This is a genomic window from Shewanella fodinae, assembly GCF_014651955.1.
GTDB lineage: Bacteria > Pseudomonadota > Gammaproteobacteria > Enterobacterales > Shewanellaceae > Shewanella > Shewanella fodinae.
Window position 1 is genome coordinate 106,091 of record NZ_BMXW01000007.1, and the last position, 24,580, is coordinate 130,670.

Sequence of the window (24,580 nt, forward strand, 5' to 3'; positions counted from 1 at the left end):
CGAAAAAACACTGCGCCGTAACGGATGCCGAATAAGCACCAATGAGATAAAAATCGTGTGCCAACAACGGCTAACAGGGCTATGCCGCTAGCTGTTGTTGTCAGTTTTAACGCTGGTAGTATGCTTGGTACCACTTGGCAAACGCGTTAACCCCCGCCTTGATACCAACACTGGGTTTGTAACCTACCGCCCGGAATAGGTCTTCAGTATCGGCCCACGTGGCCTGCACGTCCCCATCCTGCATTGGCAGCATAATTTTTTCGGCCTTTTTACCCAGCGCCTGTTCCAGTTCAGAGATAAAATCCAGCAAACGCACCGGACTACCGTTACCAATATTGTAGATCCGGTATGGCGCGCTGCTAGTGGCCGGACTGCCCTGCTCCACCGTCCACGCCGGATTGGGTTGAGGGATTTTGTCGGCACACAACAACACCCCGTTCACGATATCATCAATGTAGGTAAAATCCCGGCTCATATCACCGTGGTTAAATACCTTGATCGGCTGATCAGCGCTGATAGCATTGGCAAACAACATAGGCGCCATATCGGGTCGGCCCCACGGCCCGTAGACGGTGAAAAAGCGCAGCCCGGTAGTGGGCAAGCCATAAAGATGGGCATAACTATGAGCCATCATCTCATTGGCCTTTTTGGTCGCAGCATAAAAAGACACCGGATGATCCACTGAATCACTGGTGGCAAACGGCATCTTTTTGTTAAGCCCGTAGGTTGAGCTAGACGAAGCATACACCAGATGTTCAACGTTATGGTGACGGCAGCCTTCCAACACACATAAGGTCCCAACTAGGTTACTGTCGGCATAGGCAAATGGATTACTGATAGAATAACGCACACCAGCTTGGGCGCCGAGATGGATCACTCGCTGAAACTGCTCTGCGGCAAATAGAGACGCCATGCCATCACGGTCAGCCAGATCTTGCTTCAAAAACCGAAAACCCGCATACGCCGCCAGATTATTAAGCCGGGATTGCTTCAGGCTGACATCATAGTAGTCATTCAGGTTGTCGATACCGACAACCTGGTGTCCTGCTTCACACAGTTTTTCTGCTACCCGAGCCCCAATAAAACCCGCAGCCCCCGTCACCAAATATTTCATGCCTAAACCTCGTTCAAAAGGCAAGTTTCCACATTTAGCGGGTTACTTGCCGCCACGACTCTGCGTTATTTTTAGTCCTGACCGAACAGATCGCGAGTGTAAACTTTATCCGCCACATCGCGTAATTCATCCATCATGCGGTTAGAAATAATCACATCAGACATGGCTTTGAATTCATGCAGATCGCGAATAACGCGGGAATTAAAGAACTGTTCTTCTTTCAACACCGGCTCGTAGACCACCACTTCAATACCCTTGGCCTTGATCCGTTTCATCACGCCTTGCACCGCCGAGGCCCGGAAATTATCGGAGCCACTCTTCATGATCAGCCGATATACACCAACTATTTTGGGTTTGCGACTGATAATCGAATCCGCCATATAGTCTTTGCGGGTACGGTTAGAGTCTACAATCGCGGCAATTAGATTGTTTGGCACATCGTTGTAATTTGCCAGTAACTGTTTAGTGTCTTTCGGCAAGCAATAGCCACCATAACCAAAAGACGGGTTGTTGTAATGACTACCAATACGCGGATCTAGACAGACACCATCAATGATCTGTCGGGTATCGAGCCCGCGGGAGTCGGCATAAGTATCCAGCTCATTAAAGAAAGCAACGCGCATTGCCAAAAAGGTGTTGGCAAACAATTTGATCGCTTCAGCTTCGGTACTGTCGGTAAACAATACCGGAATATCTTGCTTCAAAGCACACGATGCCAACAGCTTGGCAAACTTCTCCGCTCTCGCTGAACGCTCACCCACAATTATCCGGGATGGATATAGATTGTCGTAAAGTGCTTTGCCTTCTCTTAAAAACTCTGGTGAAAAAATAATGTTTTCAGACCCAAAGTTTTGCCTCATCTGCCTAGTAAAACCGACAGGGACTGTTGATTTGATAATAATGCTGGCATCAGGATTAATTGTCACAACATCATTAATGACAGACTCAACAGAACTGGTATTGAAGTAATTGGTTTTCGGATCATAATCCGTTGGGGTGGCAACTATCACAAAATCCGCGCGTTGGTATACTGATTTATCCAATGTGGCAGATAGGTGTAACGTGTTGCTAGCGAGATACTCCTGAATCATATCATCCACTATTGGTGAACGGTGCTGATTCACGAGGTCTACTCGTTCCTGAACAATATCTAGAGCCACAACTTCATGATGTTGCGCCAACAATACTGCATTGGAAAGGCCAACATATCCCGTACCAACAACAACAATTTTCATAATAGTTTCCGGCTCAATCAGGTATTGCAAAACACCTGAATAAATCACAAAGATTGAAAAATGGCACAATCATAAAACTTATGGCGCGCTATGTCAGTCTTTACGATAAAAGGCGACAACTGAATGACAAAAAGTCGCCAATTGTTGCGCTGGTAAGGCATTGATGCCCCCCGCTGCCGCTCGGCCGCCGCCAGAGGCAAACTGCTGACAGATTTCTCCTGCTCCTTGTCGATTATTGATAGGAGCCCGCAATGAAATCATCACTGTGTTATCAGGATTATTGGTGACGATTGCTATCGCCTTATTGGGGTTGCTATTGGCAAGTTTGTTGCCAAGCACGCCACTTACCCGTCTAGCCCAAGGGGCATCCGGCAGTTGGTATAACAACAGGTAATCGTCAGCGTATTCGGCACTTAACTTGTCAAGCTGCAGCATATCTGCCGCGTAAGCCGCTTGTAACATATAAAAGGGAGAGGCGAGATCTTCCCGAACGGCCCAAGGTGAGGGATAAGCCAGCAACTGGCGATACAGCAGCGCCGGGGCAATGTGTAACTCATCAACACATTGACCATAAGCGTTATAGTTGATTAATGTGCCGAGTTCGCGCAGGAAAGCGACATCGGTGTCACTCAGCGCTAATTCCGCCGCTAATCGCTGTGCCGCGACCAACAGGTTATCGCCAAAGGCGGCGGCAATGGCCCAGAGTCGGCGCTGCCCATCAAGCAGTTTGTCAACAATCAGTGCCGTACAGGTATCCGCGCTGAGATCGATATGGGGGGTCAGTAATGGTGATTGCGGTATATCGCCAGCACGGTGGTGGTCAATGTAGTTAACAGTAACCTCTCGTTGCAGCAAATGTTGCAGTGGCAAAAGATTTTGCGCTAGGGAGATATCCAACACCTGCACTGTGTCGCCAGCGTTCGCCGGCACGCGTTGCAACAACGAAATATCGCGCTTTACGCCGGTCACTAACACGGATTCTCGTGGGTCAAGCTGACGCAGTTGCAGCAGCGACAAAATACCATCAGCATCACCGTTAAACACGTCATAATGCATCGCTAAATCCTGAGACGGATTGGCGCAAGTAGCCGCCATCATTAAGATATTGCAAAATGGCTGACACACAACTGTCAATATCCATTTCAACGGTTTTTAGATGGATTTCAGCCGCAATGGGTGCCTCATAAGTTGAGTCGATACCAGTGAAGTGCTTAATCGCTCCAGTACGCGCCTTCAAGTAGAGTCCTTTAGGATCCCGCTGCTCACACACCGCCAAGGGTGTATCAACAAAAATCTCAATAAACTCACGGTCCTTATGTAATTGCCGTACCAATTGCCTATCCGCCTGAAACGGCGAGATAAACGCGGTCAATACCAATAACCCTGCATCAACAAACAGTTTGCTGACTTCCCCTATGCGCCGAATGTTTTCCATTCGGTCAGCATCGCTAAAGCCCAAATCCCGATTCAACCCATGCCTCACATTATCGCCATCCAGCAGATAAGTGTGATAGCCCAATTCCGCCAGCCGTTGTTCCAATGCATTAGCAATGGTTGACTTGCCAGAACCACTCAATCCAGTAAACCACAAGACTGCCGAGGTATTGAGTCCTTTGGCATGGGCTCTGGTGGCCTTGCTCACCTGGTGCGGGTGCCAGACCACATCTGCAGGAGGTTGTTTCATCATAAAAAAGATCCTTCGCTCTGACCTGCCGCCATCGCCCGCTTAAAACGGAAAAAATTTTGGCACCATTACAACCACAATGATCCCATAGGTTAATGCCACTGGCACTCCCAGCTTGAAAAAGTCGCTCAAGCAGTATTTCCCTACGTTATAAACCATCAGATTAGTCTGATAACCGAATGGGCTAACGAAACTGCCACTGGCAGCAAAGGCAACCACCATCACAAACGGCAGAATATCAACCTGTAATCCTTTCGCCAAACCGACAGCCAATGGGAACATTAATGCTGCAGCCGCATTGTTAGTGACCACTTCCGTCAGTAGCCAGGTAACAACATAGGTTAATAGCAACAAATAATATGGTTGCAGCCCACTTGCATACTGCCGCACCTGTTGTGTAAACCATATTGCCACACCACTGCTCACCAACGCATAGGACAGTAAAATTGCCACCGATACAATCAGCCAAATGTCGAGAGGAAACCGTCGAAGTAGCTCATTGACTGTCACGCAGCCGCTGAAAATGTAGAGCCCCAACAACAGTAACATGGACTGCATCAGGTCCATTAAACCTGTGATCGATAAAACCACGGCGATAATAAAACCACCCAGCGCTAACCATTCACGGCGACCACTCAGGTGCTGCTCCGGCGCAACGCCACTAACACTGATGAAATTTTTACTAATGTTGTGGCGTTGGCGGTAATCTTCCCCCGTCGCTAGGACCAGAAAGTCACCGGCCGCAATCGTCACCTCACCAAGCTTGCCAGAAAGGTTCTGCCCGTCTCGGCGAATCGCTACCACCGCCGCATCAAACAATGCCCGAAAACCGATCCCCTTGAGTGTTTGCCCTACGAGAACGCTCTCTTGGCGCACCACTACTTCGGTTAACTCTCGCTGCAACAAACCATCTTTATCCGCAAACAGCTCCAGGCCGGAGAAATGATGCAACTGCATCACTTTGTTAATATCGCCGGCAAAAATTAGTCGATCGCCCTCTTGCAAAATTTCTGTTGGCGCAACCGGCGACCGCAACTGTGCCCCACGGATCACCTCCACCAAAAACAACGATTGTAGATGGCGCAGACCATTAGCTTCAACACTCTTACCCGCCAGTGGAGATCCATTGGCAACCTTGGCATCAATAAAATAACTTTTTTGATTTAAGTCATTAGTGTGATATTCCGGCAGCCTTCGGCTATAGAGGCCAAGTACCGTACCACAGCCGAGCACCAACAGCAGCCCCACCGCTGCAAATGAAAAAAATGGCAATGACTTTCCGGTTTCATTGATATAAAAACTGTTAACTATCAAATTAGTAGAGGTGCCAATCAGGGTGACGGTACCGCCGAGTATGGCTGCATAGGATAGTGGCAAAAGTAATCGGCTGGCGTTGTGGTACGGGTTCGAGCGAATAGGAGCCATCAAGGTGGCAACCACCGCCGTATTATTTAAAAACGCCGAACATAGCGTGGTTAGACCGAACAATCGAAGCCAACTAGTGCGATAGCTGGCCACGATGACTTTCTTAGCAAGTAGCCGCAAAAAACGCGTTTTCTCCAACACCAGCGAACACAACATCAACAAAATTAATGTCACCAGTCCGGAATTCGCCATTGCAGCTAATATCTGCTGCCGATTAACCAACCCAAAGCCAACCAGACACAACAGTAAACTGCCGAAAACTGCAGCAGGTCTTGTCTGAAATCGGATCAGTCCGACAACAGTCATGACGAACAGCAATAATGTGAGGCAAGCATTCAGCGTCATGCTTCACCCACTAGGCAAATAGTCAGCATATCGCTGTTAGTCCTGACTGATATCCCGCACATTCCAGTGCGGATACTGTTTGCGGATCAGTGCATTAAGCTCAAGTTCAAATTCACTGTAGCTTTGATGCTGAGTATTTCCGGCAAGTGGTAAGCGGCGGATCATCCCGGCGCCTACAGTGGCATTGGTGAGCCGGTCAATAATGATAAAAGCGCCGGTATTTCTATTGGTATCATATTGATCAAATGCTATTTTTTCGTTGAGTTCCCAGCGGCACTCACCTATTTCGTTCAGCGATAACTCTCTAGCATCACGCTGCTGCAGTGTATTAACATCCACCTTAAAATTTATCGCTTGTACATAACCCGATGTCAGCTTACTCCCGACCTTGATAAGGTATTCACGATCAGCACAGAGTGGCTCCGGTGTCATCCACACCACATCAGCATCAAAGCTGTAACCCACAGTGCAAGACTCATGCGGTCGTACCAGCATATCGCCGCGGCCGATATCAATCTCATCGGTCAGCGTCAGCGTTACCGCCATCCCCGCGGTTGCTTGTGGTAAATTGCCGTCAAACGTCACAATCGCCTTGACCTGACTCTGCTTACCTGACGGCAGCACTTGCACAGTATCACCAACACGAATATCACCAGATGCCACCGTACCACTGAATCCTCGAAAATCCAGATTGGGTCGGTTTACATACTGCACCTGAAAGCGGAACGCATCGGCCACACGCCGGTCAATCGTCACAGTATTCAATAGCTTTAACAGCGGTGAACCGGGATACCAGCTCATGTTGTCGCTGGCATTCACCACATTGTCACCTTTCAGCGCCGAAATAGGCACAAAGCGGATATCTGTGAATTTCAACTGCTCGGCAAAATCGCGATAATCCTGTTTGATTTTTTGATAAACCGTCTGCTCATAGCCAACAATATCCATCTTATTGACGGCTACTATGATGTGCTTAATCCCCAGTTGGGAGCAGATATAGCTGTGGCGTCTGGTCTGCACCTGTACACCGTGACGCGCATCGATCAGGATAATGGCCAAATCACAGGTGGAAGCGCCGGTGGCCATATTGCGGGTGTACTGTTCATGTCCAGGTGTATCAGCAATAATGAATTTACGTTGTTCGGTCGCAAAATAACGATAGGCCACATCAATGGTGATCCCCTGCTCCCGTTCTGACTGCAAACCGTCCACTAATAGAGCTAAATCAAAGGCTTCATCTGTGGTATTAAAACGCTTGGAATCTTTTTCAATGGCAGCCAGTTGATCTTCAAAGATCATTTTACTGTCATATAGTAACCGCCCAATAAGCGTGGACTTACCGTCATCAACACTGCCACAAGTAAGAAAACGCAGCATATCTTTGTTTTCATGAACTTTTAGGTAGCCTTCAATATCAGTCGCAAGCAAATTTGAACTGGTAGACATACACATCTCCACTGGCCTCGAGTAACGAGTTGCGCGATTCGAGCCCCTTGTCCTAAACCTATTACTCAGCACTAACCTGCAACGTTTTCATTAGTGCCCCCAACATCCGGGATATTTGTTCTGCCTCTGATTGCCAGTGACTAGAGACTTCCGCTGATATGTAACCAACATCCTTAGCAATCATCGCTTGAGTTTTAAACTCACCACATGAGCCCTTTGCAATTGACACAAACCGTGCTTTTTCTTTATTAGAAAATCGCTCAAAACCTTCAGCAATGTTGCTAGGAACTGACAAAGCTGAACGAGAGATTTGGTCCTTAAAAGAAAAGTCCCTAAGCGCAATCAATTCTCTATACACAGCCACAACTAACTTATAGCTTCGCTGCCATACAACTAACTGTTCATATTGCATACCACCTCCGTGTGATGTGTTTTAATGTCGCTAAAAACTCGTCTCTCGTGTCTCGCGGCCCTTAGAAATAACCTTCTATTTTCTTCTTTTCCATGGAGCCGCTGCTATCGTGATCGATGACGCGGCCCTGGCGCTCAGAAGTGGTACTCAGCAACATTTCCTGAATAATCTCAGGTAACGTGGTTGCCGTTGATTCAACAGCCCCCGTCAGTGGATAACAACCCAAAGTCCTGAAGCGGACAGCACGCATTTGTGGTACTTCACCGTCTTGTAATGGCATACGCTCATCATCCACCATGATTAACGCACCATCACGCGCCACCACCGGACGTGGTGCCGCCAAATACAGGTCGGGAATTTCTATCTTTTCTAAATAGATATATTGCCAAATATCCAGCTCGGTCCAGTTGGATAAAGGAAATACCCGAATGCTTTCGCCTTTATTCACTTTACTGTTGTAGATGTGCCACAACTCAGGTCGCTGGTTTTTGGGGTCCCAACGGTGTTTGCTGTCACGGAAAGAGTAAACACGCTCTTTGGCACGGGACTTTTCCTCATCGCGGCGAGCGCCGCCAAACGCGGCATCAAAACCATATTTGTCCAGAGCCTGCTTCAGCGCCTGGGTTTTCATAATATCGGTATGCTTAGCACTGCCATGATCGAAAGGATTGATATTGAGTCTAAGCCCTTCTGGATTGGTATGAACCAGCAGTTTAAACCCATACTTGCGCGCCATCTCATCACGAAAACGGATCATTTCGCGAAACTTCCAGGTGGTATCAACGTGCAATAACGGAAATGGGATTTTACCCGGATAAAACGCTTTACGGGCCAGATGCAGCAACACAGAAGAGTCTTTACCAATAGAGTAAAGCATAACTGGGTTATCAAACTCCGCCGCCACTTCACGCATGATGTGTATTGATTCAGCCTCTAGCGCCTGCAGATGCGTCATGCGCTGTGGATTTGTGCTTGTTATCACGCCACTTAACCTCTTGCTACAAAGCTGGTGTAAAGATATTTAATAGCAATACCACGAACCAACATATTGGCGAACAAATGCATTAGTTTAGCGAGAGTCTAACAGAAGCCTATATAAGCTAAATCTTCATTTTTTGAATTTGTTATTCAAATAATGAATATCAACAGATAATATCTCACATCTAAATAATGATGTGGCTATTGAGCCACAACAGCCGCTCCCCAAGAGACCATAGACATCTAAGTTCTTCTTAACCACAGAGATCTCTATCATAAAATCAATGTCGCCCATATCATCTGAACACAGCCGATAACAATTGTTAAACCACACATTTTAACGATATCTAGGTTACACATAGAGAGGAGTGGCACATCACTTGAGCCAGACATCCAAGGCCGCAAGTTCTTCCGCTTGCCGATTTTGGGATTTGTTTGTTCGAGCACTTAATACAGTGAACATCGTTTTACAAAGCTGCCACCACCTTAAAGGGTAATAACAGTAAACCCACCATGATTCGGCGTTTACCGAGAACAATAGTGCCATTTTTTGTCGCGAAGGAAAAAGTTTTGAAAAAAACCACTTGGCTTTACCGACTATTCCCCTCGCTTTAATTTTGCTTAATGTGGCATGAACCGCGCGGGACTCATAATCCTGTAGCATTAATAGCGCAAATCGCGCAGCATCCATTGCTAAGTTTTGGCCCTTACTACCTATATCATCAAGCGACTCCATCTGTATCTCTGGGAAATAATACTTCACCATATGCAACACTAAAGAACAGCCATCTTTACCATTACCAACTTGCACCTTTTGCCAAAATAACGACCAGTCAATGGTGCAATGTTCGATCAAATAGGCAATATCGGTCAGAACCAGCGGACCATTATTAAATCGATGGTCATAACTAGCATGCATAATCAGATGCAGCAATAAATCGGTAGGTGACATAAATGGGATTTGTTGGCCTGCAACATTCGCGACAATACAACGATGCCAAAAATTATCATCGGCCACTAAGTCTTCACTCGGACAATTTTTTGGGTGAAAAACCTTATCATGCAGTTCTACTACAACTCCGGTTGGAGAAAGCAATGGTGGAATATGCTTACTGAATTTTAGCCAATTATCTGGGCTTCCTTTGTATTTTGGCGGGTGGCGATATCCATGCTTAATCAGTTGTTCATAAACGCCAGCCAGTTGGGTCTTGGGGATCAGCAGATCAATATCACGCATGGGTCTAAGTGCGGCATGAGGGTATACCACGCTGGCGAGATAACTCCCTTTCAGGGCAATATAACGGCTCTGCTGCGATGACAACAGTTGGTGTAACTTGAGCAGTTCTGCTTGCATCTTAACCGTTCTTATAGCTGACTTTTTATAGACTTTTTGCAAACGCTCGCTTACTGAAACAGGAACCACTAACGTTTTTTGTTTCAGTTGCCAGTAAAGTAAAGGCGCAATCCGATGCGATACGGACATATCACATACTCTTGTCCAATCAGCATCAGTTAATAGATCAAGCTGCTGCTGGGTAATGGTTTGGCGCTCAGAAATTAAGTCGAGTAATAGCCTTTTTAGATGCATCATCACCACCGTGTTGTTGTTTCAGTTGTTGCCACGTACCTTGCGCAACAACACTTCCCTGTTCAAGTTTAATGACCTGATCGGCATGTTCCAGTGTCGGTAATCGATGACCAATAACCAGCACCGTCATATTACCGTGCAAATTTTCAATCGCTTGGCGAATACGCTGTTCATTGTCCATATCAAGTGCACTGGTTGCCTCATCTAAAATAAGTAATGAAGGCCGTTTTAGCAGGGCACGAGCCAACACAATACGCTGGCGTTCTCCACCAGATAACCTGATACCGCTATCACCTACCACCGTGTCAAGTTGTTCGGGGAGTTGAAACACAAACTCCGCGGCAGCCAATGTCAATGCTTTTAATAAGTCCGCTTCCGACGCTTTGGGATTGCCCCATAGTAAGTTATTACGAATGCTGTCATTAAACAAAAATACCTCTTGCGGTACATAGGCAACCGATTGCCGCCATTGTCGGCGTAAAGGCCCAGTCAGCAAGATATCATCCAATAAAATCTCACCACTATCAGCGGCTAATAACCCCATCAACAGATCGGCTAGCGTACTCTTCCCCGCGCCAGAGTGGCCTATCACCGCCGTAGTGGTATGCACTTTCAACGTCAATGACACTTGTGCTAGTGAAGGTGAATTTTTACCCGGATATTGAAACGACACATTCTTAAGTTGAATCTGCTGGCCGATGACAATAGGTTGATGGCTGTCGAGTTTGGTAGGTTCGGCATTAACACGATAAGCATCTTGCAGTCGCTGAGCATCTTCAAGTGCCGGCAATGCATGTAAACAATGGTGTAACTGCTGTTGCGCTGACATAAACAACGGAATCATGCGCCCAAACACAATCACTAAAGTCAACAGTTGCGCGACCTCAATATGCCACAGATTCAACCCAGCTAGCAGATAGCCGATAAGCAGCGTCGCTCCAAAAATTTGAAACAATACTTTTGATAAACTAGTGTCCTTTTGGAAAGCCAGTTGTTGCTCACGTAATGTTGAAATTGTGTGGTTAAAACGTTCAATAAAACTCGATTCCTGACCTAAAATTTTGGCGAGTTTTATACCCGCTAAACTCTGCTGTACTGTTGCTTGCATGCTACGGTTAGCCAGACCTAACTGTTGCCCCAACGACAGTGCTTGTTTTCGCTGACCACTTAGCACTAACAAAATGAGGCCACCACTGATAAATGCCAGCAGCGTCACTTGCCAAGATAAACTCACCGCTGCAATCAAGTACGCCAGTAACGTCATCAACGATGCCAGCAAACCCAGTAGAAAATTAAACCCTACGCCGATGCGGTTAATGTCGACTAGCAAGCTGTTAGCCTGATCAGATTGATTTTGCTGAGTTAACCAACGCCATTCAGCATGTAACAACAGCGCGAAACTATGCAGTCGCATTTTGTCGACTAGCTGATGTTGCATAATGGCGCTGAGGCGCTCACGGGCGTACTGTAAAGTTGCTCTTAATATAATCAGCAATAATACAATGCCCATCAGGAATGAAGTTGATGTGGGAACACCTAACTCCGCCATGCGCTGTAGCATCTGCCCTGACACATTGTGTGTCACCGCAGCAGATTGTAATGATTGCAACAATGGCACCAGTAATAAAATGCCCGAACCTTCGGTTAAGCCCGCCAGAATCATGAGTAGCAATATGAGTAACACTCGTTTAAATGTCACAAGTGCAATTAGCGGCTTAATTGTAGCGTAAGAGGGCATCATCTCAGCTCATTTTCAATGTAAATAGGTAAGCACCTACTACGGTAAACTGATTAAAACTGTAACCACCAGTCACTCTTACCGGTCCAGCGCATACCCAAGCATGGGCTTTAATCTGCCCCGCGTCTCTGCATAAGCCAAAATATAACGTACCTGGAATGCCATATAAGTCCAACAATAAACGTGCGGTAATGGCTTGCGGAAAACAGTTGGATTCCCAAGGCGTATAGGGCGCAATTCCTTGAACGAGTTTACTTATAAGCTTTGCCCTTAGTCGCTGCTTTTCAGATATCAGCGGTATCCAATAACCATTATGCTGCATAACACCTAATCGTGGCGCAAGCTTGCGAAACGATAAGCGAAAAATAGCCAGCTTGCTTAGCCCTAACAGCAGCCAAGTGGGAAGTGCCCAACATTGAATAAACAGCGGTTGGCGTAAGAATTTAATCAACGCGGAGGTCAAGACTGAATATCTACCAGTTGATTGTCTACTAAAGATTGACAAAAACTTAAGGTGTCTTGCTGACACTGCTGTTCGGTAACTTCATATTCGTTACAAATCTGCTCAACAATGTCAGTAATAGATTGTGGCGCTTCAAGAAGCTCCCAAATACGGCTCCCCGTTCCGCTAATACCGAAATAATTACCAGTTTCAGGTACCATCATTACTGTATCACCATCCATATCAGTAAAAATCTGATCAGGCTTACGGCGCAGTTTGCAATCAAGTGTCAGCTCAGACATGTTCATTCCTTGTACTAAATAAGCTATTGATAAATCCGATAATACTTAATAAATAAGTTATATTCTAACAATAATAATCTAGCCATTTGAAACTTTGGCTAACATTCATCCAAGCACCGATAAAGTGATGGTGACCTAGAGATATACATTATCGATAAGTGATTATAATATGGTGCATCCATCTTTATTGTCAGATTTTTTATGTTTGCTGGAGTCTATTCTACTCATTCTCAACTTCCCGCAGTTAATACTGATGTGATAAAGCAGTCCCTTGCACCGTACCATCAACCCGATAATGATGGCTTTTATACTGAGCCGAACTTCTGGCTCTATGAACAACGCCACCACCACGGCTATTTTGACCGTGATCCGCACCTGCCACTTTATTGTGAACAAAAAGGCGTGGTCGTGGCATTTTGGGGGCGACTCGACAACCGCGAACAATTAGCCGCCACACTAGGTTTAAATCATAAAGATGAGCAACTCACCGATGCGCAGTTAGTGCTTGAGGCATGGTCACATTTCTTACAACAGCTACCCGAACAACTTTTGGGTGATTTTGCCATCGCGATTATTGATAAACCACGACAAAAACTATTTTTAGTACGCGACCCGTTAGGGGTTAAACCACTGTATTACAGCTGGCAGCAAGACAAACTGTTTTTTGCTTCATCAGCTGCGGCACTTAAAGCTATGGATAGCATTGTCCTGAGCAAAAGTACTGAGTGGATGGCGCGCTATCTTTGGCTGGGCTTATCCAAAGATCCTATCAAGACTGCGTACAACGAAATGCGCAAATTACCACCCGCCCACTGCCTGTTATTGGCGCACAATGCCGAGCCACAGCTACGTCGCTGGCATTTTTGGCGTGATGATGCACCAATAGCTAATCAACGGGATGAACGCTGGGTCAATGACTATCGGGCAGTGCTGGAAGAAAGCATCCGTTGCCGCATGCATAGCCCTTACTCTTTGGGCACCGAAAACAGCGGTGGCATCGACTCGGCAACACTCACCGCCTACCTAGCAAAATTCTTGGATAACCCAGTAGAACAACTACACAGTTTTGGCTTTGCGATGTGTGAGCAAGAGCCGGAATATATTCTTGAAACCAGCCAAGCCTGCGGTATTGCCCATAATTACTTAGTGAGTGCTCAGCTTGGTAACCAAACTGAGCGGATGGAACGTACCTTAAAAGTATTGGGGTATCCTGAGGAACATGGTAACGCCAGTTTTCATCTACCGTTTTATCAGCAATGTCAGCAGCGCAATATCAAAGTGTTGTTCTCAGGTTTTGGCGGTGATGAAGTGGTCACCAACCCGGCAAATTTGGCGCGTTATGAGTTCCTCGATAATCACCAATATGGCGCGTTATTCAACATTCTGTCTGGCAACGCAATAACTCGGCCATTACGCCTTGTTAAAGCAATATTGAAACCGCAAAACCCCGCCTATCGCCCCACTTTTTTAACCGCTTGGCGTCAGCGCTGGCCCTACTGCCTATTAAAAAAGGAGGTGATCGAGGCATACAATATTCAGCACGATTATATGGAAAGCGCCCGTTATGATGCACCTTTTAGACGAGTCAATGATTTTATTCTGCAACATCACTTGCACGAACTGCATGTGACCACTCGCCTAGATAACTGTACTCTCATGGCAAATTCATTTGGCATCGACTACCGTTGGCCACTCTGGGATGTGCGTTTAGTGCAGCAATATCTGTCCACCCCAACCATTGAAAAAATCGGTCCCAAAGGTATTGGGCGTTATCTGCACCGCCGCGCAATTACTGGCACAGTACCCAATAAAGTGGCTTGGAAGCCTAGTAAAGACATGGGCTATGGTGCTCAGCACGTAAAACGACAACAAGCAGCGATTGCTAAGCCACCAGTATTGATGGATTTACCCCCCAACATACAAGATTTGTTGGATCCGTTTAAGTTTGCACAATGGCAACACTGGTGTACTCAAAATGCTTCAAACGGTAACGTCACTGTATTAGATAGAGTATCGATTGAGAAAAACAGCCAAGCGTTAATATGGCTAACAAAATGGCAACAAGGTTGAAATCTATTTATATACAAGATAAAGTCATAAAGTTTAACTAATATCAATGTAATGACATCCAGCGCTATTCATAGGGTTGGTTGTTTAACATAAAAACTGATTGAATTGATAGGAGACGATATGAAATCATCTGTAGCAAAGACTGAAATGGTTAAAAATTCAGGAAAAGACACAGAGACTAAGCGTCCATATTGTCCTCCAAAGTTAAATAACCTCACTTTGGGCGATACACAAGGAAAAGCCTACTCGCCAGTGGAGATGTCGATTAATTCTGGAACAGGTTCCTAAGTTCAGAGATGCGGCTAGATTGAAAAGTCCCGCCCCCAGCAGCCGCAGCCAATTAGCCGCGGCTGTGTTGTTTTATGGAAATAATAGCCGTTGCATTTGCGGCGCATATACCACCTGTTGCTTTAGCCTAGCCCGCCGATAAGCCATGCCCTCCACTGCGCAAGATAACGTCGTACCACCTGCACCGGTTGTGCTTGCTCGTGAAGCTGAGCTAAATGCCGTAACAGTTGGGTTAAGGCGGTCCTGCAGGCATAAAGTGGCGTGGCGACCATTCATCAACGAGCCAGACGGTGAGTTTGGATAGAATGTCGGTTGCTAGCAACCAGTAAGCATTGGGCTGACTGACTCAATGGTCATCGCGGTATCATTTCTTGTGCTATACGAACCAGAATGTTAAAAAAACGAAACTGCTGTAATCATCACTATCTGTCTGTTTTAAAAGCTTAAGTCAATTTTCAAAGGATAAATTATGAAGTTATTACCCGAAGACACTCCCTTGATCGATGCTAAAAAAAGCATCAAATTAAAATACGCAACACCAGAATTAATCGTCATATCACAAAAAAATGTAAATGGAAAAGCATCCTCCGCACCAGGTGAAGGTGCCGTCTTTTCCTACGGTCCAAGTTAAATAACAGCAAATTGCGCTTAGATGTTCGAGGGCATTAAGGCGTTTTTTACAGCAGCTAATTAGCCGCAGCTGTGTTGTTTTATTTGGATAATAGCCGTGGCATTTGCGGCAAAAAAAGTGGTGACATGCTGCATGAGTATCGCTTACTGCCGCTTTCAAACCTCCATGCCCTTTGACATGAGTGCTTCGATGGGAAAAATGCGGTAATAGATATTGAGCGAGGAGTTGCTGCCACAATCGCTGTTGCAGCAATTCATCATTTGAATACACGGCATTGAGACGGTGTTGGCGGTAAAAGCACACAGGCATTGTTAGGGCTAAGCCTAAATTTACGCGGTTGTCGCTAATGTTTATTAAACTCAATATGTTATGCTCCTCGCTGATATTTATTATCATAATCACAATTTTTTAACCATAGCTCAGGATACTCGGACTTCATGTATTACTCCGCTTACCAACTAACCATTGCCAGTGAGTTGCCCTTACCAGAACTTGTACAAGTTAATGGCACACAGACTGACGTCACAATTCGCTTTGACAATGTTGCAGAAAACGGGCTAGCAGACGGAGAACAATTGGGACCATTTTTATGGGCAGCGCCCAATACACTGTGGTTGCAGGTACCGAACGTTGCGCGTTTTTTAGTGCGCAATGGTAACGAGATTATTATTGACCCTGCTGATGGCATTGATGACGATAGTATAAGAGTGTTTTTGTTAGGTTCCGCGTTCGGAGCCTTGCTGTTCCAACGTGGCTTGTTGGTGATCCACGGCAATGCAGTGCGCATTGGTGATGAATGTTTAATTTGTGTAGGACCGTCCGGCGCAGGTAAATCAACCTTAGCCGCGGCGTTTATGCAGCGTGGGTTTGATGTGCTGGCGGATGATGTGGTACCGGTAAATGATGCGGGTTTGGCACTGCCGGGATTTCCGCGGATTAAATTATGGCAGGATGCCGCGGAGCAATTTGAGATTGTCACTGATGACTTACGCCGTATTCGCCCCGAGATGAATAAGTTTAACCTGCCGGTTAATGGTGTAGTGCAGCAAGCATTACCGATCCGTTGGATTTATATTCTAGGTAGCGACCATATCGATGAAATCACCTTTGAAGCTATCAACGGTATGGCGAAATTTATGCCACTGCAAAACAATACTTATCGCGCTAAGTTCCTCCATGGGATGCAGCTAAAATCGCAACATTTGGCGCTGTGTGGCAAGTTAGCCAGTAAAATCCGCTTGTCACGGCTAACCCGACCTAAATTAGGATTTACCGCCAATGCGATGGTGGATGCCATCCTCAAGGATATTGAGGTTAACCCATGAGTAGTCTCTATTGGTTAGCGTCCTACCCAAAATCTGGCAACACTTGGTTTCGCGCCTTTCTGCAAAACTTGCTGGAAGATGGCGATAAGCCCGTGGTGATTGATGAACTCAGCACCGGCAGTATTGCCAGCGCGCGCGGCTGGTTAGATGAAACTTTAGGCTTTGATACGGCAGATTTGACTCAAGATGAAATCGATGCGCTGCGCCCCAGTGTGTATGACTGGCAACATGACGCTACTGAGCTTGGTTACCATAAAATTCATGATGCTTACACTACGGCTGACGACGGTACGCCTATTGTCGGTGTTGTTGGTACTAAAGGCGCGTTGTACATCGTACGCAATCCGTTAGATGTAGCCCCTTCCTACGCTAATCACTGCCAGTGTTCTTTAGATCAAGCCATTGAATATATGGGCAACACTAAACATTGCATGGCACAAAATAAACGCCGTTTAACCAGTCAAGTACGGCAACAACTGTTGACGTGGTCTGAGCATGTGCGTAGCTGGTTAGATGCGCCGCAGCTTAACCGCTTAGTTATCCGCTATGAGGATATGCTCAATCATCCGTTAGCTACCTTTACGGCAGCTTGCCAATTCTTGGAGTTACCGCTTGATCAAGCGCGCATAAAAAAGGCAATCGCCTTTAGTGATTTTAAGGTGTTATCACAACAAGAAAAGCAACACGGCTTTAAAGAGCGCCCTCCACAAACGCAGCAGTTCTTTCGACAAGGTAAAAGTGGTGATTGGCGAGATAAACTCACAGGGGAACAAGTGGCGCGGATTATCCAAGACCATGGTGAAATGATGCGGCGCTTGGGGTATTTAGATGTGAATGGTCAACCTTTGGTCACACCACGCCCATGGTGCGAGCTTTCAGTTGATGTTGAACGCCGAGGTGATGGTGTTGCATGCGTTAATCAATAGACTCAAGCGACTGTCTATGCGCCGCCACCCCCATGGCTTGCTAAGTTGGCGTTATTTACTGCCGCAATTAGCATCGCCGTTAATGCAACACCGAGCTTATTGGTGGCATAGTTGTGGGACTCGTTCGCGGCTGTTGTGGGGTCTGTGGCAGTTATATTTATGGTTACGTTGGCTCGCATTCAGCAGTTGGCGCGCGAGTTATCGTACGGTGCAGTTGCATGGGCCTCATGTCAAAAAGCAACACAACATGAGTCAATGGCAGCAATTTTGGCGTGTACAAGCATTAGCCTTGCGCTGGTGTATTCCGCCTGCGGCTGCTTATCGTTTCCAATTGTACCGTTATCCTGAGCGAGCACTAGAGTATGTCTATGATATAGAAGCGGGGGCTTATCATCGGTTACAAAGTGAAGCACTAGGACTCACTAAAAAGTCGCTACAGCTGTTGCAAGATAAGCAACGACTAGCCGAAAAACTCACGCCTTTGGGAATAACCATTGTGGATGGCTATCCCGTAGAATTTCGCAGCACTAATAAGTTAATCGACACGCTCGCTGGCGATGGGAAATTTTTTGTAAAAACGCGTAGCGGTAATCAGGGTATTGGCGCTTTTGCTGTAACAGCAAAAGATGGTCAATTGCAGGGAAAAACCTTTGCTGGGGAATTGTTACCTGATAGCAAGGCAGTGGAACGCGCATGGCAGCAATTGTTGCAACTCGACGATGCGCTGATCCAGCCATTGCTGACAAATCATCCTGCATTACAGACATTAACCTCGGCTGATGAAGCCATTACCGTGCGTGTGATTACCCAATGGTATGAGCAAAAACTAAGGGTGTTCACCGCATTCATTGAAGTACCGTTTCAAGATATACAACGCACAGTTTACAGTGTGTTGCCGATAACTTCGGCGGGTGCTTTTGCCCGTCACCCGGTAGAAATTCTGGATGAGCAAGTGGCACAGCGGGCAAATACCTTATGGCAGCATGCACAAGCAATTGGCCTACTACCCTTTTGGTCTCAATTAATAGAACAAAGCATGAAAGCTCATCAGCCGTTCTCTGATGTTAAAGCCATCGCTTGGGATTGGGTACTAACCCCACAAGGGCCAACACTACTAGAAGGCAACACGGGTTGGGGCACCACAATGCCACAACTCATTACTGGCCCATTTCTCAGTAAATAATCCAAAGCGAGTGGTAACTTTTTCTACATCCGCGATGAGTTAATCTCGCCGTTTCCTATTGGGATGATTACCGATGAGCGGATCGTCTTGCAGCGCTTCAACTCTTAATGATTGAAAAAAGCTTCTGGATGAGGGTTATCTCAACAGTTTCCTTCGGCTCATGCTTTGGGCTAGCTAACATTTTTGCATTAAGGCTCGGTAATCGTTTACGCAGTATTGACAATCTCAGACGCTGTAGACAAGCACGCCTATAGGACAGCCTCGGCGGAATAACACCTTCTTCCATCAGTCAAAAACAAGCTCAGATGTCATTCTACTTGTCATAGACCAACCTACCACCGTGCGAGAGTAAAGGCTAAAATTACAGCCAGATAGAGCCATCCTTCATCGATGTAGTAGAGTAAGAGATAGTGCGTAGTCGGACTATTTTTTTATCTCTCTTCTCCGAGCCGTACACTTTTCAGCGCATACGGGTCTCAGTTTAATCAAGGCTAACGTCCATGGCAATATCACCGTACTTCGTTATGACAGTGCTTCAGGTTTCGTCGTTAGATAGGGCTGAACGCAGAAATAGGGAAAAAGCATTCTTGACTAAATCATCAATGCCAACCACCGTGATAGAAATATTCTTTACTTCCGTTTGACTGCACCATAAGTGTAGTACAGCGACAATTGAAAGGGCGTTTATCCATCTCATAAAACCAACTAGCAATTCCAAATTATGTTCGCGAACATACCTGAGCATTCATGATAAAATAATAACTAACACTGTTTATATATTTCAGGGTGTAAAAATCTTATTTATAAGTTGATTCATACATATCAGCGATAACTTTCCATGTATAACGACTTTCAGCAATCTGCTTCATACTCTTAGAAATAATATCTAATTTTTCACTATTTGTTGATATTAACTGATAGCAAAGCTCATCAGATGATGAAAAGAACAAAGCCTTATCATCTGTGCTATATCTATTAAATGCACAATCGAAGGCAAAAATTGGCTTTCCAAAGTGCATTGCCTCAACTAAAGATGGATTTGTCCCTCCCGCAGAGTGACCATGAATATACCCCTTACATTGACTTCTTAAATTATACAACTGAGTTATATCATATATCGGATCAAGTATTTGAATGTTCGATTTAACAGAATACTTTCTTTTTAGTTCTTTCCCAAAATTACTAGCATCCCAATTGCCAACAAACTTTAATTCATGATGACTATTGGAAAATGCTTCCAAAATCATTTGAACATTATTTTCAGGTTCAATCCGGCATATAGACAAGAAATAATTATCAGTTGGTTTAGCATCAATACCGTCAATAATTGCATGATCACCACCATAAGCAATAACCACATTACTTCTTGAGTACTCTATATCAACATAATCGCCAATAGCTTTATTATCAGTTATAATCACGTCAGAAAATTTTACGGCAAATGATTCAGATAGTTTCAAAAACTTTTTGGCTAACCCGCCCCATTTTTGACGTTTCCACTCCAATCCATCTATATTAGTAACTATTTTTGAGCTTGAAAGCAAACGATATATTGGAAGAAAAAAACAACCAGAGACTCCTAAAATCAGCGTAACATCGGGCCTTTTAAAAAGACAATAGATTAGTGAAAATATATCATATGCTATACTTTGAATACCATTTGCGTTCAAAGGAATATAACTTAAACTGGCGCCATTATATTCAGTTATCTTTTCAGAATATGATTTACTAGAACAAAAAACATGATATTTTACATTGTCACTTGAATAACTAGTTAAATTCTCAACCAATGACTCAAAACCTCCATAGCAAGCAGGTATACCAACAGTACCGATAACAGCAACATTCTTCATTAAAGTAAATCCTGTTCACACATATGCAATGCAGCAATATCTTTAGCTGAAAGAAATGGTTGACTATCAAATAATGGCCAATGAATTTCTATATCTTTATCACACCAAAGAATTGATTGTTCCGCAGATGGATTATAATAATCCGTACACTTATAAACGAACTCTGCGTCATCACTGGTTACATAAAAACCATGGGCAAATCCTTCCGGGACCCATAATTGGCGTTTATTCTCAGCAGATAAATACTCGCCAACCCATTGACCAAATGTTGGTGAGTTTCTTCGAATATCTACAGCAACATCAAATACCTCACCACTAACTACTCTAACTAGTTTACCTTGAATATTTTTAGTTTGATAATGTAGACCGCGCAAAATACCTTTTTTCGACTTTGAGTGATTATCTTGCACAAAATTAGTCGGCTTACCTGTTACTAGATCTTCAAATTGCTTCTGGTTCCAGGTTTCCATAAAAAAACCACGTTCATCACCAAACACCGTTGGCTCAATAATTTTTACATCGGGAATTTTTGTATCAATAACTTTCATAATATTAATTACTTATAAGCTTGAATATTGTTTAAAGCAACACGCCAATCGCTTGGTTGAATGGCAAATTGTTTTTCGATTTTAGAACAATTTAAACGAGAGTTTGCAGGGCGTTTAGCTGGTGTTGGATAAGCAGATGTTGGAATAGCCGATAGTTTAGGTTGTTTGGTTAACACCTGATGCTGCTCTGCGGCCTGGAATATTGCTGTGGCAAAATCAAACCAACTAGCGTATGGCATACCGGAGAAGTGGTATACACCCCACTTGGCTTGCTTACCTTGCTCTATGTGTTGCACCATTGCGATCAATGCATTTGCAATGTCACCGGCATAGGTTGGGCCACCGAATTGATCTGCCACTACGCTGAGTTCATCTCGGGTTTGCGCTAAACGAAGCATAGTTTTGACAAAATTATTGCCTGTTTCGCAAAACACCCATGCTGTTCGCATAATAATATGACGTGGGCAAGAAACCGCAACAGCTAGTTCGCCTTCGAGCTTACTTTGACCATACGCCCCCTGCGGTGCTACATCATCTGTTTCAATATATTCACCGTCTTTATCACCCGCAAATACATAGTCAGTGGAAATATGTAATATTGTCGCACCAACACGATTAGCAGCTAGTGCTAGAAATTTTGGACCATCTCGATTAATGGAGTTGGAAAGCTCAACTTCTTTCTCTGCTTTATCTACTGCAGTATACGCCGCTGCATTGATAATAGCGTTTGGTTGAAATTCGTTGACCAGTTTATTTACTGCTTTACAGTCAGTTATATCTAGCCGTTCACGATCTACAGCCAAAAAATCAATCTCTGGCATCTGGTTTAATAGCTTTACTAGGCTGCTACCTACTTGGCCATTACTACCTGTGATAAGGATTTTCATAATAGCTCTCGAATTTTAGTCCGTCATTCCCATGTATACTGACAAATATTACCAAAGAATGGATCATTGCGTTAGATAACTGTTTGTGAGTTATTCTACTTTCAATATCCATACTGTCGTTCTCAGGTATGGTAAAAGCACTGTTAGTTGCATTGGGATAACGAATTTAAATACCGCCCATAATCATTTTTAAGCATAGGCTTAGCAAGCTCTTTGAGTTCGTCTGCGGTTAACCAGCCATTGCGATAAGCTATTTCCTCTAAACACGCAACCTTTAACGCTTGAACATGCTCAATTGTTTGCACAAAAGAGGATGCCTCATGCAGGCTCTCGTGTGTTCCGGTGTCTAGCCAAGCAAAACCACGCCCCAGAAGCTCGACATTTAATTCTCCTACATTGAGATACATCTCATTAAGAGTAGTTATCTCAAGCTCGCCACGGTGTGACGGCTTAACTTTTTTAGCAAATTCAACCACTTTACTATCGTAAAAATATAGTCCTGTCACAGCATAAGAAGATTTAGGTTTACTAGGCTTTTCTTCAATAGAAATTGCCTTCATATCAGCATCAAATTCAACTACGCCAAAGCGCTCGGGGTCTTTAACCTGGTAGCCAAAAACGGTTGCCCCGGTTGAGCGGCTCGCAGCATTTTTAAGTATTTTTGAAAAAGTTTGACCGTAAAAAATATTATCACCAAGTACCAAGCAAACATTTGAGTCACCAATAAAGTCTTCACCGATGATAAAAGCCTGAGCTAGACCATCGGGAGATGGTTGAACGGCATAACTTAAATTAATGCCAAAATCTGATCCATTTCCTAATAATCGTTTAAAACTATCGTTGTCCTCGGGGGTCGTGATGATCAATATATCTCTAATTCCAGCCAGCATAAGCGTGGATAACGGATAGTAAATCATTGGTTTATCATAAATAGGCAACAGCTGCTTTGACACACCACGGGTGAGTGGATACAAACGCGTACCAGACCCCCCAGCTAAAATAATTCCTTTCATTAAAAAATAAGCTCCTACATAAATAAGCTCTATGTCTATAAAAATAAGGGCCTCAATACAAAATAGTCAGAGGGATTAAATGCCTAAACGTTCGCGCTGATAAGTACCGTCCTGAACATGCTGACACCACTCTTGGTTCGCTAAATACCACTCTACTGTTTTACGTAGGCCAGTTTCAAAGGTCTCTAGAGGATGCCAATCAAGTTCTACGTTCATTTTTGTTGCATCTATAGCATAGCGACGGTCATGACCGGGTCTATCTGTCACATAGGTAATTTGATCAGCATAGGGTGCGTCTTTAGGTACTAAAGAGTCCAATATGGTGCAAATTGTTTGAACTACTTCTAGATTTTGCTTTTCATTATGCCCACCGATATTGTATGTTTCACCAATTTTGCCCTCTGTCACTACTTTGTAAAGCGCACGTGCATGGTCTTCGACATAGAGCCAGTCGCGGATTTGATCGCCTTTCCCATAAATTGGTAATGGCTTACCTTCGAGCGCATTTAGTATTACCAGTGGTATCAACTTCTCAGGGAAATGATAAGGACCATAATTATTTGAGCAGTTAGTCACAATAGTAGGTAACCCATAGGTACGCAACCAAGCTCGAACTAAATGGTCGCTAGACGCTTTTGATGCAGAATAAGGACTACTTGGTGCATATGATGTAATTTCGGTAAATAGAGGCAGCTCACCTTCTCGTTCAACTGGATGAGGCAAATCTCCGTATACTTCATCGGTAGAAATATGATGAAAACGGAACGCAGCTTTACGTTCAACATCGAGTTGCATCCAATAATGACGAGATGCCTCGAGTAATGTGTAAGTACCCACAATATTTGTTTGTATAAAATCAGCTGGCCCGGTAATAGAGCGGTCTACATGTGACTCCGCAGCAAGGTGCATTACAGCATCGGGTTGATGTTGTAAAAAGACTCTATCGAGTTCCGAACGGTCACATATATCAACTTTTTCAAAGGAATATCGCACGTTGTTAGCAACGCTTCTCAAAGATTCCAAATTACCTGCATAAGTTAGTTTATCAACGTTAATAACAGTGTTTTGAGTGTTGTTGATAATATGGCGTACGACTGCAGAACCAATAAATCCTGCCCCACCAGTAACAAGTATGTTCATGTTGTCA

General features: G+C 44.7%; 23 protein-coding genes. 6 read left to right on the forward strand and 17 right to left on the reverse strand.

Going from position 1 to position 24,580, the window contains the following annotated elements; all coding sequences use genetic code 11:
- Window positions 1–106: 106 nt before the first annotated feature.
- From IE064_RS08455 to IE064_RS08510, 12 genes are all read right to left on the reverse strand, one after another.
- On the reverse strand, window positions 107–1,114 hold the full coding sequence (locus tag IE064_RS08455; protein WP_189617453.1) for an NAD-dependent epimerase: 1,008 nt from the start codon (window positions 1,112–1,114) through the stop codon (window positions 107–109).
- Between the two features lie 71 nt (window positions 1,115–1,185).
- On the reverse strand, window positions 1,186–2,349 hold the full coding sequence (locus IE064_RS08460) for a nucleotide sugar dehydrogenase (RefSeq protein WP_189617454.1): 1,164 nt from the start codon (window positions 2,347–2,349) through the stop codon (window positions 1,186–1,188).
- A 93-nt stretch (window positions 2,350–2,442) separates the two neighbouring features.
- Window positions 2,443–3,405: a DHH family phosphoesterase gene (locus IE064_RS08465; protein WP_189617455.1), complete on the reverse strand. Its 963-nt coding sequence runs from the start codon at window positions 3,403–3,405 to the stop codon at window positions 2,443–2,445.
- Window positions 3,395–4,036: an adenylyl-sulfate kinase gene (gene cysC / locus IE064_RS08470; protein WP_189617456.1), complete on the reverse strand. Its 642-nt coding sequence runs from the start codon at window positions 4,034–4,036 to the stop codon at window positions 3,395–3,397. Before cysC ends, IE064_RS08465 begins: the two co-directional genes overlap by 11 nt.
- Window positions 4,037–4,075: 39 nt before the next feature.
- Entirely contained in the window at window positions 4,076–5,803 is a 1,728-nt protein-coding gene (locus tag IE064_RS08475; RefSeq protein WP_189617457.1) for an SLC13 family permease, read from the reverse strand.
- Window positions 5,804–5,839: 36 nt separating this feature from the next.
- On the reverse strand, window positions 5,840–7,249 hold the full coding sequence (gene cysN / locus IE064_RS08480) for a sulfate adenylyltransferase subunit CysN (RefSeq protein ID WP_189617458.1): 1,410 nt from the start codon (window positions 7,247–7,249) through the stop codon (window positions 5,840–5,842).
- Window positions 7,250–7,310: 61 nt separating this feature from the next.
- Window positions 7,311–7,661 carry a four helix bundle protein gene (locus IE064_RS08485; RefSeq protein ID WP_189617459.1) on the reverse strand — a complete coding sequence of 117 codons (351 nt, stop codon included), beginning with the start codon at window positions 7,659–7,661 and terminating at the stop codon, window positions 7,311–7,313.
- Window positions 7,662–7,722: 61 nt separating this feature from the next.
- Window positions 7,723–8,640, reverse strand: coding sequence for a sulfate adenylyltransferase subunit CysD (cysD, locus tag IE064_RS08490; protein ID WP_189617514.1), 918 nt, complete (start codon window positions 8,638–8,640; stop codon window positions 7,723–7,725).
- A gap of 375 nt (window positions 8,641–9,015) precedes the next feature.
- Complete coding sequence (locus IE064_RS08495) at window positions 9,016–10,230, reverse strand: nucleotidyltransferase domain-containing protein (protein WP_189617460.1); 1,215 nt, start codon at window positions 10,228–10,230, stop codon at window positions 9,016–9,018.
- Complete coding sequence (locus IE064_RS08500; RefSeq protein ID WP_189617461.1) at window positions 10,190–11,899, reverse strand: ABC transporter ATP-binding protein; 1,710 nt, start codon at window positions 11,897–11,899, stop codon at window positions 10,190–10,192. Before IE064_RS08500 ends, IE064_RS08495 begins: the two co-directional genes overlap by 41 nt.
- Window positions 11,900–11,969: 70 nt before the next feature.
- The gene (locus IE064_RS08505; protein ID WP_229799923.1) at window positions 11,970–12,416 is read right to left on the reverse strand and encodes a lasso peptide biosynthesis B2 protein; all 447 of its coding nucleotides are present in this window, start codon (window positions 12,414–12,416) and stop codon (window positions 11,970–11,972) included.
- Window positions 12,417–12,424: 8 nt separating this feature from the next.
- Window positions 12,425–12,709, reverse strand: a complete 285-nt coding sequence (locus tag IE064_RS08510) for a lasso peptide biosynthesis PqqD family chaperone (protein WP_189617463.1) — start codon at window positions 12,707–12,709, stop codon at window positions 12,425–12,427.
- Between the two features lie 201 nt (window positions 12,710–12,910).
- Between IE064_RS08510 and IE064_RS08515 the strand changes: the two genes are divergently transcribed.
- The 6 genes from IE064_RS08515 (at window position 12,911) to IE064_RS08540 (ending at window position 19,132) form a co-directional block, all read left to right on the forward strand.
- The gene (locus IE064_RS08515; RefSeq protein WP_189617464.1) at window positions 12,911–14,779 is read left to right on the forward strand and encodes an asparagine synthetase B family protein; all 1,869 of its coding nucleotides are present in this window, start codon (window positions 12,911–12,913) and stop codon (window positions 14,777–14,779) included.
- 120 nt (window positions 14,780–14,899) lie between these two features.
- Entirely contained in the window at window positions 14,900–15,067 is a 168-nt protein-coding gene (locus IE064_RS08520; protein WP_189617465.1) for a hypothetical protein, read from the forward strand.
- A gap of 469 nt (window positions 15,068–15,536) precedes the next feature.
- Complete coding sequence (locus IE064_RS08525) at window positions 15,537–15,698, forward strand: hypothetical protein (RefSeq protein ID WP_189617466.1); 162 nt, start codon at window positions 15,537–15,539, stop codon at window positions 15,696–15,698.
- A 437-nt stretch (window positions 15,699–16,135) separates the two neighbouring features.
- On the forward strand, window positions 16,136–17,023 hold the full coding sequence (locus tag IE064_RS08530) for a hypothetical protein (RefSeq protein WP_189617467.1): 888 nt from the start codon (window positions 16,136–16,138) through the stop codon (window positions 17,021–17,023).
- Entirely contained in the window at window positions 17,020–17,949 is a 930-nt protein-coding gene (locus IE064_RS08535) for a sulfotransferase domain-containing protein (RefSeq protein ID WP_189617468.1), read from the forward strand. Before IE064_RS08530 ends, IE064_RS08535 begins: the two co-directional genes overlap by 4 nt.
- On the forward strand, window positions 17,906–19,132 hold the full coding sequence (locus tag IE064_RS08540; protein ID WP_189617469.1) for a sugar-transfer associated ATP-grasp domain-containing protein: 1,227 nt from the start codon (window positions 17,906–17,908) through the stop codon (window positions 19,130–19,132). The genes IE064_RS08535 and IE064_RS08540 overlap by 44 nt, the downstream gene beginning before the upstream one ends.
- 797 nt (window positions 19,133–19,929) lie before the next feature.
- Here IE064_RS08540 and IE064_RS08545 read toward each other — a convergent pair.
- The 5 genes from IE064_RS08545 to rfbB form a co-directional block, all read right to left on the reverse strand.
- The gene (locus tag IE064_RS08545; RefSeq protein WP_189617470.1) at window positions 19,930–20,985 is read right to left on the reverse strand and encodes a DUF1972 domain-containing protein; all 1,056 of its coding nucleotides are present in this window, start codon (window positions 20,983–20,985) and stop codon (window positions 19,930–19,932) included.
- Window positions 20,985–21,533 carry a dTDP-4-dehydrorhamnose 3,5-epimerase gene (gene rfbC, locus IE064_RS08550; protein ID WP_189617471.1) on the reverse strand — a complete coding sequence of 183 codons (549 nt, stop codon included), beginning with the start codon at window positions 21,531–21,533 and terminating at the stop codon, window positions 20,985–20,987. Before rfbC ends, IE064_RS08545 begins: the two co-directional genes overlap by 1 nt.
- A gap of 8 nt (window positions 21,534–21,541) precedes the next feature.
- Complete coding sequence (rfbD, locus tag IE064_RS08555; RefSeq protein WP_189617472.1) at window positions 21,542–22,420, reverse strand: dTDP-4-dehydrorhamnose reductase; 879 nt, start codon at window positions 22,418–22,420, stop codon at window positions 21,542–21,544.
- A 143-nt stretch (window positions 22,421–22,563) separates the two neighbouring features.
- Complete coding sequence (gene rfbA / locus IE064_RS08560; protein WP_189617473.1) at window positions 22,564–23,433, reverse strand: glucose-1-phosphate thymidylyltransferase RfbA; 870 nt, start codon at window positions 23,431–23,433, stop codon at window positions 22,564–22,566.
- Between the two features lie 75 nt (window positions 23,434–23,508).
- Complete coding sequence (gene rfbB / locus IE064_RS08565) at window positions 23,509–24,573, reverse strand: dTDP-glucose 4,6-dehydratase (protein WP_189617474.1); 1,065 nt, start codon at window positions 24,571–24,573, stop codon at window positions 23,509–23,511.
- Window positions 24,574–24,580 lie beyond the last annotated feature (7 nt).

Coding starts and splice junctions, on each gene's coding strand:
- IE064_RS08455 (WP_189617453.1), bottom strand. CDS start 1,114: ATGAAATATTTGGTGACGGGGGCTGCGGGTTTTATTGGGGCTCGGGTA.
- IE064_RS08460 (WP_189617454.1), bottom strand. CDS start 2,349: ATGAAAATTGTTGTTGTTGGTACGGGATATGTTGGCCTTTCCAATGCA.
- IE064_RS08465 (WP_189617455.1), bottom strand. CDS start 3,405: ATGCATTATGACGTGTTTAACGGTGATGCTGATGGTATTTTGTCGCTG.
- cysC (WP_189617456.1), bottom strand. CDS start 4,036: ATGATGAAACAACCTCCTGCAGATGTGGTCTGGCACCCGCACCAGGTG.
- IE064_RS08475 (WP_189617457.1), bottom strand. CDS start 5,803: ATGACGCTGAATGCTTGCCTCACATTATTGCTGTTCGTCATGACTGTT.
- cysN (WP_189617458.1), bottom strand. CDS start 7,249: ATGTCTACCAGTTCAAATTTGCTTGCGACTGATATTGAAGGCTACCTA.
- IE064_RS08485 (WP_189617459.1), bottom strand. CDS start 7,661: ATGCAATATGAACAGTTAGTTGTATGGCAGCGAAGCTATAAGTTAGTT.
- IE064_RS08495 (WP_189617460.1), bottom strand. CDS start 10,230: ATGATGCATCTAAAAAGGCTATTACTCGACTTAATTTCTGAGCGCCAA.
- IE064_RS08510 (WP_189617463.1), bottom strand. CDS start 12,709: ATGTCTGAGCTGACACTTGATTGCAAACTGCGCCGTAAGCCTGATCAG.
- IE064_RS08515 (WP_189617464.1), top strand. CDS start 12,911: ATGTTTGCTGGAGTCTATTCTACTCATTCTCAACTTCCCGCAGTTAAT.
- IE064_RS08520 (WP_189617465.1), top strand. CDS start 14,900: ATGAAATCATCTGTAGCAAAGACTGAAATGGTTAAAAATTCAGGAAAA.
- IE064_RS08525 (WP_189617466.1), top strand. CDS start 15,537: ATGAAGTTATTACCCGAAGACACTCCCTTGATCGATGCTAAAAAAAGC.
- IE064_RS08530 (WP_189617467.1), top strand. CDS start 16,136: ATGTATTACTCCGCTTACCAACTAACCATTGCCAGTGAGTTGCCCTTA.
- IE064_RS08535 (WP_189617468.1), top strand. CDS start 17,020: ATGAGTAGTCTCTATTGGTTAGCGTCCTACCCAAAATCTGGCAACACT.
- IE064_RS08540 (WP_189617469.1), top strand. CDS start 17,906: ATGTTGAACGCCGAGGTGATGGTGTTGCATGCGTTAATCAATAGACTC.
- IE064_RS08545 (WP_189617470.1), bottom strand. CDS start 20,985: ATGAAGAATGTTGCTGTTATCGGTACTGTTGGTATACCTGCTTGCTAT.
- rfbC (WP_189617471.1), bottom strand. CDS start 21,533: ATGAAAGTTATTGATACAAAAATTCCCGATGTAAAAATTATTGAGCCA.
- rfbD (WP_189617472.1), bottom strand. CDS start 22,420: ATGAAAATCCTTATCACAGGTAGTAATGGCCAAGTAGGTAGCAGCCTA.
- rfbA (WP_189617473.1), bottom strand. CDS start 23,433: ATGAAAGGAATTATTTTAGCTGGGGGGTCTGGTACGCGTTTGTATCCA.
- rfbB (WP_189617474.1), bottom strand. CDS start 24,573: ATGAACATACTTGTTACTGGTGGGGCAGGATTTATTGGTTCTGCAGTC.